This is a genomic window from Oscillibacter valericigenes (assembly GCF_021531915.1).
GTDB classification, from domain to species: domain Bacteria; phylum Bacillota; class Clostridia; order Oscillospirales; family Oscillospiraceae; genus Oscillibacter; species Oscillibacter valericigenes_A.
Genome location: NZ_JAFBIV010000001.1, coordinates 327,727 through 337,880 on the forward strand (window position 1 = coordinate 327,727; position 10,154 = coordinate 337,880).

General features: G+C 61.5%; 10 protein-coding genes and 1 tRNA gene. 8 read left to right on the forward strand and 3 right to left on the reverse strand.

Annotation, left to right across the window (positions count from 1 at the left end; genetic code table 11):
• The first annotated feature begins 176 nt into the window (after positions 1-176).
• On the forward strand, positions 177-1,178 hold the full coding sequence (locus tag JQM66_RS01525; protein ID WP_235228064.1) for a stalk domain-containing protein: 1,002 nt from the start codon (positions 177-179) through the stop codon (positions 1,176-1,178).
• Positions 1,179-1,218: 40 nt separating this feature from the next.
• A complete protein-coding gene (locus tag JQM66_RS01530) occupies positions 1,219-1,386 on the forward strand; it encodes a hypothetical protein (RefSeq protein ID WP_235228047.1) in 168 nt (55 codons plus the stop codon).
• A gap of 39 nt (positions 1,387-1,425) precedes the next feature.
• On the opposite strand, the gene JQM66_RS01535 is transcribed toward JQM66_RS01530, so the two are convergent.
• The 3 genes from JQM66_RS01535 to JQM66_RS01545 all read right to left on the reverse strand — a co-directional run bounded on the left by JQM66_RS01535 (position 1,426) and on the right by JQM66_RS01545 (position 4,725).
• Positions 1,426-3,480: a serine hydrolase domain-containing protein gene (locus JQM66_RS01535; protein ID WP_235228048.1), complete on the reverse strand. Its 2,055-nt coding sequence runs from the start codon at positions 3,478-3,480 to the stop codon at positions 1,426-1,428.
• Positions 3,481-3,642: 162 nt separating this feature from the next.
• Positions 3,643-3,858 (reverse strand): hypothetical protein, encoded by a 216-nt coding sequence (locus JQM66_RS01540; RefSeq protein WP_235228049.1) that lies wholly within the window; start codon positions 3,856-3,858, stop codon positions 3,643-3,645.
• A gap of 27 nt (positions 3,859-3,885) precedes the next feature.
• Complete coding sequence (locus tag JQM66_RS01545; protein WP_235228050.1) at positions 3,886-4,725, reverse strand: pyridoxamine kinase; 840 nt, start codon at positions 4,723-4,725, stop codon at positions 3,886-3,888.
• A gap of 202 nt (positions 4,726-4,927) precedes the next feature.
• Between JQM66_RS01545 and JQM66_RS01550 the strand changes: the two genes are divergently transcribed.
• The 6 genes from JQM66_RS01550 (at position 4,928) to JQM66_RS01575 (ending at position 9,897) form a co-directional block, all read left to right on the forward strand.
• Positions 4,928-5,012, forward strand: a tRNA-Leu gene (locus JQM66_RS01550).
• A 465-nt stretch (positions 5,013-5,477) separates the two neighbouring features.
• A complete protein-coding gene (locus tag JQM66_RS01555; RefSeq protein WP_235228051.1) occupies positions 5,478-5,741 on the forward strand; it encodes an OadG family protein in 264 nt (87 codons plus the stop codon).
• A gap of 36 nt (positions 5,742-5,777) precedes the next feature.
• The gene (locus JQM66_RS01560; protein WP_235228052.1) at positions 5,778-6,128 is read left to right on the forward strand and encodes an acetyl-CoA carboxylase biotin carboxyl carrier protein subunit; all 351 of its coding nucleotides are present in this window, start codon (positions 5,778-5,780) and stop codon (positions 6,126-6,128) included.
• An 18-nt stretch (positions 6,129-6,146) separates the two neighbouring features.
• A complete protein-coding gene (locus JQM66_RS01565) occupies positions 6,147-7,571 on the forward strand; it encodes a sodium ion-translocating decarboxylase subunit beta (protein WP_235228053.1) in 1,425 nt (474 codons plus the stop codon).
• A gap of 114 nt (positions 7,572-7,685) precedes the next feature.
• The gene (locus JQM66_RS01570; RefSeq protein ID WP_235228054.1) at positions 7,686-9,146 is read left to right on the forward strand and encodes an oxaloacetate decarboxylase subunit alpha; all 1,461 of its coding nucleotides are present in this window, start codon (positions 7,686-7,688) and stop codon (positions 9,144-9,146) included.
• Positions 9,147-9,411: 265 nt separating this feature from the next.
• The gene (locus JQM66_RS01575; RefSeq protein ID WP_235228055.1) at positions 9,412-9,897 is read left to right on the forward strand and encodes a COG2426 family protein; all 486 of its coding nucleotides are present in this window, start codon (positions 9,412-9,414) and stop codon (positions 9,895-9,897) included.
• Positions 9,898-10,154 lie beyond the last annotated feature (257 nt).

The following is a 10,154-nucleotide window of genomic DNA, read 5'->3' on the forward strand; positions in this document are numbered from 1 at the left end:
AGGCATTGTGAAGGCTGTCGAAAAAGTCCACTGGACTTTTTTCGACAGCCTGAGCCCCGGAGTTTTCCGGGGCTTTTTCCTGCTTTGGGAACTTTTTTGTTTCCCTTGCCGTCTTGATCAGCAGATGCTATGATAGGACCATAGAAATCCGAAGAGGAGGAATTTCCGTGAAGAAGATGATCGCCCGCGTCTTTGCGCTGACTTTGTGCGCCGCTGTGGTGTGCGCCCTGCCTGCCTTCGCCGCGGAGGAAGAGACCGCCGCCCCCGAAGCGCCCGCCTATCTGGCTCCCGTCCGGGTGTGGGGTGTCGTCACACGGCTGGAAAATGGCGCCGTCCTGCTGAAGAATTCCAATGAAAATGACCCATATCATGAGGTCATCCTCCATCTGGCGGAGACCACCCCCGTGGTGGACGCCGTCACCGGCCTGCCCCTGGACCGGGAGCTGCGGAACGGGGAGACCGTCTACGCCTGGGTGGGCCCTGCCATGACCTTGAGCCTGCCGCCCCAGGCTACTGCCGAGGTGGTGGTTGCCAACATTCCGGCGGATTTCGGCGCGCCCCAGTATTACCAGGTGGCGCAGATCAAAACAAGGATGTACGCCGACAAAAGCAGCCCACTGATCGCTGTGGAGGTAGCCGTCACCAGCGGACTGGGGCTGAAGATCGAGGAGCCGGGCCTGCGGATCACCGTTCAGGCGGAGCTCCTCCCCTGGAAAACCCGCCAGATCGTACAGATGGAGGACCTGCAGCCGGGCTCCCAATTCCTGGCCTGGACAGACAGCCATGGCCAGGTGACACGAGTTCTGCTGTTCCCTTACGCCTACCGGACCTGGCTGCGGTATGACGGCTACGGCGGCATCGATATGCCCGGAGAGGGCTTTCCCAAGACGCCCAACGGCTATCTGACGGTGGCGGCCAAGGAGACGGAGGAAGAGGTCCTGCTGCCCATCCGGGCCGTGGCGGAGGCCGCCGGGTATACGGTGAACTGGGTCCCCGGCCAGGGCGCTGTGGTGACCGACGGGGAAAACCTGGTGTTCTCCGTCCTGCCGGGACAGGATGTGGCCCGCACTGCCGACGGCGAAACATGGCTCACGGGTAACTGTTATTTCGAAAAGGGCACCACCTATCTGCCCGCCATAGACCTGGTGCGGCTACTGAACCTGTTTCCCGTGTATTGATTTTTCATCCCCGGCGCACACTAAGGCCGAGGTGATGAACATGGAGGATTTGCCCTTGGGCTTCGGCATGGCCCTGGCCCAGCATCCGGAGGCCATGGCCCGCTTTGCCGCATTATCGGAAGCGGAGCAGCAGGCCATCATCGACGGCACCCATGCCGTCCGCTCCAAGCAGGAGATGCAGGCCTACGTGGAAAACCTGATGAAGTGAAGAACGCCCCGGACCCGCATGGGTCCGGGGCAATTTTCTTTATTGAAAGCGCAGATGGAACCGGGCACCCGGGTCTCCGGCGAAGACCACGAAGCCGTCCTGGGGCAGCACTGCTGCGGTGTCTCCCCACAGCACCGAGGAGGCGGTCACCTGGCCGCTGCCGTCGTAGACCCAGAAGCCGGCATCCTCCGGCATCTGCACGGTCATGGTCGTTCCGGCGTGCCGGCCCACCTGATACCAGCGGGCATAGCCGTCCGCCTGAACAGTGGAATAGGACCAGCCGGCGCCGGTGTAAAGCACAGGGGCCCCCTCCATCGACATGTACAGAGCGTTATTGGACTCCATCCAGGTGATGCCGTCCTGCTCAAAGACATTGATCTCCTGGCCGTCCCGGCCGCCCGCGCCGGGGAGCTGCAGCTCATACCGGGCGGAGGTACTGTCCACGATGCGGCTGCCGCCGGCATAGCCGGGGACCATCTCCGCCCGTTCCTGGGCGGCGCTGTCCGCCAGAGCCAGATACGTCTGGGAGGAGTATTTTTCTCCCATGGGCAGGAAGGACATGGAGAGATACCGGTCCCAGTCTGTCTGAACCTCCGGAGCGATGGGATTCTCCGGCAGCTTTACCGCCGCATAGTTGGCGGTGGGCAGGATGCCCAGGCCGGGCAGCTGCCCCGCTCCCTGCTGATAGAGATAGGTCTGGCCGTTGGACTCCGTTACGAAGCGCATGGCGGCCTGCCCGGTGGAATCCCGGAAGGTGCCGTCGTCCCGGTAGGTGAAGGTCATGGCGGGGATGCTGGGCATGGTGAGGACGTGCATGGTCAGGGTGCCGTCGGCGGTCACGTCCACCCGGTACTGGGCGGCGGTGGAGCCATAGTATCCGCTGTGTTTTGTCAGTTCTTCTGGCATGGCGGCGGGGGCGGCCTCGGGCAGGAGGGGGACGCTTTCGTCCAGCGCCACGCCCTGGACCTTCAACGCGGCTGCCAGCATCTGGGCGGCGGCCATCTCGTTATAGGCGGAGGAGCCGCCGGAGGACAGGACAGCAGCCGCCATGTGATACTCCGGGATCACCACCAGCCCCGCGTGATACCGCAGGGTATCGCCGCCCTTCACCAGGGCCTGGATGCCGCTCTGGCTGAAGGGGAGCCATTCCACGGCGTCCCAGCCCAGGCCGTAGCTCAAGGCGTCGGGGGCGTCCGTGTCGGGCCAGATGCCCCGGTCATACTCCGGTGCCGCCATGGCCTTCAGGGAGGACTGCCGCAGCAGCTTTGTCCCGGTCAGGGCGCCGCCCAAAGACGCCAGGTCACTGGCGGTGGCGTAGATGCCGCCGGTGCCCACCAGGTTCAGGCAGTCCTGGGGCAGGGCCCGGGTGTCCGCGCCGTGATAGGTTTTTGCCAGCCGCTCCGTATCGAAATCATCGCCGGGGGCAAAGGTGTTTTCCAGCCCTGCGGGCTTTAAGATGCGGGCGCGCACATAGTCCATGAACTCCATGCCGGTGACGGCCTCCACCACCAGCTCCGCCAGAGTGAAGCCGTCGTTGCAGTAGACGCTGTACGCGCCGGGATCGGCCTTGAGGTGCTGGGTGGAGAGCTGCTCCAGCAGGCTGTCAGCGGCCACGGGATCGGTGTCATCGAACAGCATGGCACTTTCAAAGTGGGAGCCCATGAGCCCGGAGGAGTGGTTCAGCAGCATCCGCACGGTGATCTGCTTGTACCGTTCGTCCGCCATTTTGAAGTTTTTCAGATACCGGGTCACCGGGGCGTCCAGAGACACCCGTCCCGCCTCCGCCAGCTGCATCACCGCCACGGTGGTGTAGATCTTGCTGACGGAGCCGATGCCGTAGAGAATATCGTCGGTCAGGGCCCGGTTCTCCGTCCGGGAGTAATTGCCGCAGCTGCCGGTGAGGACCACCTGGCCGTCCTGCCACAGGGCGTACTGGACGCTGTCGGCGGCACCGTAGGTCAGGGCCCCCTGGGCGGCGGCCTGGGCGGTTTCCTCCGGAGAGGGCACCGCTTCCTCCGCCATGGAGGAGACCGACAGGCTCAGAGCCAGGACCAGCGCCAGCAGCAGGGCGCTTCCGCGTTTCCAAAGTTTCATAAGCATTCCTTTCCCGCCCCGGAGGAGCGCATCGGTTTCATGCTGTCATCATAAGCCTTCCAGCAGGGGGAAGGTCAAGGGAAATTTTGAAAAAACTTCCGCCAGCCGCCGAAAAGGTAAGATAGGGGCCCCCGGGAGATACTCCGGGGACCCTTGCAGATGTTACCAGCGGCCCTTAGTCTGGAAGGTCAGCCATTTCAGCTCCGTATAGTCGTCCATGGAGCAGCGGCCGCACTCCCGGCCTACGCCGCTCTCCTTGACGCCGCCGGCGATGACCCTGGCGCCCTGTGCCACGGCGTCGTCGATCTGGCCCTGGACGCAGCCGTCGGTCTGGGGGACCCACTGACCGTCCATGCACAGTTGGTATTCCGCTTGCATGGCGGTGTTCCTTTCGTGTGTGAGGGTTCAGGGTTTACTGGCCAAAAGACCGAGAAGGGGTTCAAAGTCCACACCCTCCCGCATGGGGAGCGCCTCCAGGGCCGTCCGCTCCGCGCAGGCCCGGACGAAGTCCACCGCCTGACGGGCGGCCTCGGGCAGGGATGCCCCCTGTACCAGAGCGCCGGTCAGCACGCTGGTGAACACGTCTCCGGTGCCGTGAAATTCCTGGGGCACCCGGCAGGTCTGGACCGCCTCGGTGCAGCCGGTCCGGGCGTCAAAGCACATGGCGCCGGTCAGGTCCGGTTCGCAGGAGGCTCCCGTCAGCACCACGGAACGCTGTCCCTCCAGGCTCAGCCGTTCCACGATCTCCCGGCAGCCGGCCTCGCCGGAGGGGAGCGCCTCGTAAGGCATGTCCAGCAGCAGGGCGGCCTCCGTCAGATTGGGGGTGATGACATCGGCCTGCATGGCCAGGCGTGCGGTGCCTTCGCACATGGCGGGGGTGTAGGTCTGATAGACCTTCCCATGGTCTCCCATGACTGGGTCGATTACCACGATGGTCTCCGGGCTCCGGAAGTCCCGGATGAAGTCCGCTACCATGCCGATCTGGCGCTCACTGCCCAGAAAGCCGCTGTAAATGGCCTGAAAGTCCAGGTCCAGGGACTTCCAGTGGCGGGCGACCTTCGGCATTTCGTCCGTCATATCCAGAAAGGTGAAGCCCTCAAAGCCACCAGTGTGGGTGGAGAGGAAGGCGGTGGGCAGAGGGCAGCACTGCAGGCCCATGGCGGACAGAATGGGGATGGCGACCGTCAGGGAACAGCGGCCAAAGCCGGACATATCGTGGATGGCGGCAACGCGGGGTGTCAGCATGGGATCAGTCCTCGTTTCATCGGTTTCAGATATAAATTGATTGTACCGCAGATTTTCCTGTTGTTCAAGGACGGAAGTTGTGTTATACTGCACTTGTTCCGCTGATATGGCGGGATTGGAAGACGCATAGGAGTTAGGTGGTGTCACCTCAGCAAAGGTTTTGGATCATAAACAGCGGCAGGATGTACCTGCGTTCATATTGGCGGGCATGATGGAATTGGTAGACATGCGAGATTTAGGTTCTCGTGCAGCAATGCGTTGGGGTTCGAGTCCCCATGCCCGCACCACGTCGGAGCAAAGTCCGCTTTGCTCCGACGTTCTTTTATTCCTATGGAACAAAAGAACGTCATCCGCCTGTTTCCTTGCGCTTTGCGTGAAAAAATGGCAAAACCTGTGGACAATTTATTGCGTCCGTGCTATACTCCTTAAAGTCTCAACGGCCCGCTTTAAAGCACTAAATAAAGCACCGGCCAAAGCGGCATCCTGGAGTGACCGGAGGAGCCTGAATATTGCAGGAGCTTGAAAGATCCTCTTTTTTTCACAATAGAATGTTTGCTCTGTTTTTTCCATTGAATGTGTGGTATCTTATAGGAGGTACCTCTTCGGGACAGCAGGCAGCGTACCGTGCCTGGGCTGGCTGCCTCCTGCGTGAAAAATACGCGGAGGATATTGCTGTGTGATGCGTTTTCCAGTAAAAACCTGAGAAAACATATGATTCTGAGATTTATTAAAATTTAGAATAGGAGGAAGCTATGGACTATTCCACCATCTTTGTCTGTCTGATGGGAATGGGAACGGTGTTTTTCGGCCTGATCTGCCTGATCGTGCTGACGACACTGCTGGGCCGGCTCTGCAGCCGGAAGCAGCAGGCAGCCCCGGCAGCGGCTATTCCCGCTCCGGCAGCCGCACCTGCCGTCAACCAGCAGGAACTGATCGCCGCCGTTTCCGCCGCCATCGCGGAAGAGCTCGGCACCGATATCACCGGCATTCGCATCCTGTCCATCAAAAAACTGTAAGCCATCCAACACAGAACGAATAAGGAGAACATACCTATGAAAAAGTACAGAGTGACCGTCAACGGCACCGCCTATGAGATCGAACTGGAGGAGCTGACCGGAGCCGCCCCCGCTCCTGCCGCTGCAGCGCCTGCTCCTGCCCCCGCGGCTGCCCCTGCTGCTGCCCCTGCCGGTGGTGAGCAGGTGACTTCCCCCATGCCCGGCACCATCCTGTCCATCAACGTGGCCGCCGGTGACACCGTGAAGCGCGGCCAGGTCCTGATGATCCTGGAGGCCATGAAGATGGAAAACGAGATCATGTGCCCCTGCGACGGCAAGGTCACCTCCGTCAACACCTCCAAGGGTTCGTCCGTGGAGTCCGGCACCCTGCTGTGCGTCATCCAGTAAGGGACTGGAGGACAAACAATGGAAGCTATCCTGAATTTTATCAACGATACCGGCTTCGTCCTGTTTCTGCAGGCCGGCGGCTGGAAGAACCTGGTGATGCTGTGCATTGCCTGCTTCCTGCTGTATCTGGGTATCGGCAAGAAGTTCGAGCCTCTGCTGATGGTCACCATTGCCTTCGGCATGCTGATGACCAACCTGCCCGGCGCCGGCATGTTCCATGAGATCTTCTTTGCCGGCGGACACATCCACTGGGACCTGATCGGCGGTGCTCCCGTTACCGCGGAGTTCCTGGCCGAGATGCAGGAGCTGGGCGTATCCCAGAACGTCCTCGCTCCCTATGTGGAGCAGCTGATGGCAGCGGCGCAGGCCGTATTCTCCCCGGAAGCCCTTGAGAGTGCCATGACGGAGATCACCGCCTCCGCCGGCAGCGCACTGAGCACCCTTGAGGTGCAGCTCCAGGCGTTGGTCCAGGCAGAGCAAGCGGCTGCCTACTACGGCGTGACCATGTCCGACGTCACGGTCTCCACCGGCCTCATCGACATCCTGTACTTAGGCGTGAAGCTGGGCATCTATCCCTGCCTGATCTTCATGGGCGTGGGCGCCATGACCGACTTCGGCCCCCTGATTGCCAATCCCAAGAGCCTGCTGCTGGGCGCTGCCGCCCAGGTGGGCATCTTCCTGACCTATGCCGGCTGCCGTCTCATGGGCTTTACCGGCCCGGAGGCCAGCTCCATCGGCATCATCGGCGGCGCCGACGGCCCCACCGCCATCTTCGTCACCGCTATGCTGGCCCCGGCCCTGCTGGGTCCCATCGCCGTGGCGGCTTACTCCTACATGGCCCTGGTGCCTGTCATCCAGCCCCCCATCATGAAGCTGCTGACCACCGAGAAGGAGCGGCAGATCGTCATGAAGCCCCTGCGCCAGGTCTCCAAGAAGGAAAAAATCATCTTCCCAATCGTGGTCACCATCTTCGTGGCCCTGCTGGTGCCCTCTGCCGGTCCCCTGATCGCCTGCCTAATGCTGGGTAACCTGTTCCGGGAGTGCGGCGTTACCGAGCGGCTCAGCAAGACCGTCCAGAACGAGCTGATCAACATCGTCACCATCTTCCTGGGCGTGTCCGTGGGCGCCACCGCCACCGGCGCCACCTTCCTGTCCCTCCAGACCATCAAGATCATGGTCATGGGCATCGTGGCCTTCGGCTGCGGCACCGCCGGCGGCGTGCTGCTTGCCAAGTTCATGAACCTGTTCCTGAAGGAGAAGATCAATCCCCTCATCGGCTCTGCCGGCGTGTCCGCCGTGCCCATGGCCGCCCGCGTGTCCCAGAAGGTTGGACAGGAGGCCAATCCCGGCAACTTCCTGCTGATGCACGCCATGGGTCCCAACGTGGCCGGTGTCATCGGCTCCGCCATCGCGGCAGGCGTCCTGATCTCCCTCTTTGGCTGATCCTTTTTCTTGAAAGAAAAAGGACCAAAAAGAACTTTAACGCGCCACTAGGCCTGAAATTGCGCAGGCTTTGCGCCCGGCAACGATACCCTGGTGGCAAGCTGGAGGTTTTCTATGGAATTTTTGTCTAACAAGCCCCTGTATATCACGGATACCATCCTCCGGGACGCCCACCAGTCCCAGGCGGCCACCCGCATGCGGGTGGAGGACATGCTCCCCGCCTGCGAGGTGCTGGACTCCATCGGCTACTGGTCCCTGGAGTGCTGGGGCGGCGCTACCTTCGACTCCTGCATGCGCTTCCTCAACGAGGACCCCTGGGAGCGGCTGCGGAAGCTCCGCAAGGCCCTGCCTCACACCAAGCTGCAGATGCTGTTCCGTGGCCAGAACATCCTGGGCTACAAGCACTACGCCGACGACGTGGTGGACGCCTTCTGCCGCAAGTCCATTGAGAACGGCATCGACATCATCCGCATTTTCGACGCCCTGAACGACGTGCGCAATCTGGAGCAGGCCATCAAGTCCACCAAGAAGTACGGCGGCATGGTGGAGGCAGCCATGAGCTACACCATCTCTCCCATCCATAATGAGGAATACTTCGTCAAGCTGGCGAAGGAACTGGAGCAGATGGGCGCTGACGTCATCTGCATCAAGGATATGGCCAATCTGCTGCTGCCCTCCGCCGCCTATTCCCTGGTAAAGCGGCTGAAGGAGACGGTCAGCGTCCCCATCCATCTGCATACCCACAACACCACCGGTACCGGCGACATGGTGTATCTCATGGCCGCCATGGCCGGCGTGGACATCGTGGACACCGCCCTCAGCCCCCTGGCCAACGGCACCTCCCAGCCCGCCACGGAGTCCCTGGTGGCGACGCTTCAGGGCACCGGCCGGGATACCGGACTGGACCTGAACAAAATGAGCGAGGCCGCCGCCCATTTCCGCAAGGTGGCCCAGAAGCTGAAGGACCAGGGCAGCCTGGACCCCAAGGTGCTGAACGTGGACACCAACACCCTGCTGTATCAGGTGCCCGGCGGCATGCTGAGTAACCTTATTTCCCAGCTGAAGCAGGCGGGGAAGGAGGACAAGTATTACGACGTGCTGGCGGAGATCCCCCGGGTCCGCGAGGACTACGGCTATCCCCCGCTGGTGACGCCCTCCAGCCAGATCGTGGGCACCCAGGCCGTCATGAACGTCATCATGGGCGAGCGGTACAAGACCTTCACCAAGGAGTCCAAGGCCATGCTCCGGGGCGAGTACGGCCAGCTGCCCGGCACCGTCAACGAGGAGATCCGGGCCAAGGCCGGTATCAAGCCGGAAGATGTCATCACCTGCCGTCCGGCGGACCTGCTGGAGCCGGAGGTGGAGAAGTACCGGGAGGAGTTCAAGGACATCGCCAAGAGCGACGAGGATGTGCTCTCCCTGGCCCTGTTCCCCCAGGTGGCGCCCAAGTTCCTGGCCTGGCGGGACGGCCCCCACGACGAGGCCCCCGCTGCTAAGCCCGCCGAAGCTCCCAAGGCAGCAGCCCCCGCCGACCCCAACGCGGTCCGGGAGCTGTATGTGGAGTACAAGGGATAACAGCGGCGCATGTTTGCCCCCCTGATTTGATCACGGCTAAAGTAAAAACCGCCAGCCCGTTGCAGCGCAATGGGCTGGCGGTTTTTCTGCGCAGACCGCCGGGAGAAAACGCCCGGAACCTTGAACGATCCGGATTTTCGTGGTACAATAAACAAACCTTTCTATCGGAGTGACAAAATAGGAGCGGTCTGATCCCGGATCGCACCACACCCCGGCATGTGTATGAAAACCTGGACCAAACGCGGAGGATGACGGATAGATACAGATGACAGAGTTACAGATTTGGCTGAATCAGACCCTCGGGGGAGAACTGGTGTTTACGGGACTGGTCTCCATGCTCCCCGTGGTGGAGCTGCGGGGCGGGATCCCCTTCGGTGTCGGTATCGGGCTGCCGCTGCCGTTGGCGGTGCTGGCATCCATCGTTGGAAATATGCTGCCCATCCCGTTTTTGATCCTGTTCACCCGGCGGGTCTTCGCGTGGCTGCGGCGCCATATTCCGGCGTTGGGGGGGTTCATCTCCAGGCTGGAAAAAAAGGCGGAATCCAAAAAGAAGCTGGTCCTGAAGTATGAGTTCTGGGGCCTGCTGGTCCTGGTGGCCATTCCGCTGCCGGGGACCGGCGCCTGGACGGGAGCGCTGGTGGCGGCGCTCATGGACCTGCGGCTGAAAAGCGCTGTCCCGGCCATTTTCTGCGGTGTTCTGGTGGCCGCGGCCATCGTTTCCTGCATCGTGCTGGGCCTGCTGCCCGTGTGATGCGGGTCCTGGATCGCCAAAGATATCCTGAAAATCGCAGTGCCTTTTGTGCGCCAAAGGGAGAAAACCCTGAAGCAATTGAACGGGACCAGTAAAAACGGACAGTAGATAAATACCCCCAGATGTAGGAAAATGACGCGTCCGCTCCCGGTGAAGTGACCCCGAAAAGTTAGACAATAATTGCAATCAAAAATTGTTCAAGCAACCGAGAGGGCTTGTTGTCTGTGAAGTGCAGGCGGCAAGCCCTTTAGCGTTGC

Bases quoted from the DNA above. Each gene is read 5' to 3' on its own strand.
- JQM66_RS01525 (WP_235228064.1), top strand. From the start codon at position 177: ATGATCGCCCGCGTCTTTGCGCTGACTTTGTGCGCCGCTGTGGTGTGC.
- JQM66_RS01530 (WP_235228047.1), top strand. From the start codon at position 1,219: ATGGAGGATTTGCCCTTGGGCTTCGGCATGGCCCTGGCCCAGCATCCG.
- JQM66_RS01535 (WP_235228048.1), bottom strand. From the start codon at position 3,480: ATGAAACTTTGGAAACGCGGAAGCGCCCTGCTGCTGGCGCTGGTCCTG.
- JQM66_RS01540 (WP_235228049.1), bottom strand. From the start codon at position 3,858: ATGCAAGCGGAATACCAACTGTGCATGGACGGTCAGTGGGTCCCCCAG.
- JQM66_RS01545 (WP_235228050.1), bottom strand. From the start codon at position 4,725: ATGCTGACACCCCGCGTTGCCGCCATCCACGATATGTCCGGCTTTGGC.
- JQM66_RS01555 (WP_235228051.1), top strand. From the start codon at position 5,478: ATGGACTATTCCACCATCTTTGTCTGTCTGATGGGAATGGGAACGGTG.
- JQM66_RS01560 (WP_235228052.1), top strand. From the start codon at position 5,778: ATGAAAAAGTACAGAGTGACCGTCAACGGCACCGCCTATGAGATCGAA.
- JQM66_RS01565 (WP_235228053.1), top strand. From the start codon at position 6,147: ATGGAAGCTATCCTGAATTTTATCAACGATACCGGCTTCGTCCTGTTT.
- JQM66_RS01570 (WP_235228054.1), top strand. From the start codon at position 7,686: ATGGAATTTTTGTCTAACAAGCCCCTGTATATCACGGATACCATCCTC.
- JQM66_RS01575 (WP_235228055.1), top strand. From the start codon at position 9,412: ATGACAGAGTTACAGATTTGGCTGAATCAGACCCTCGGGGGAGAACTG.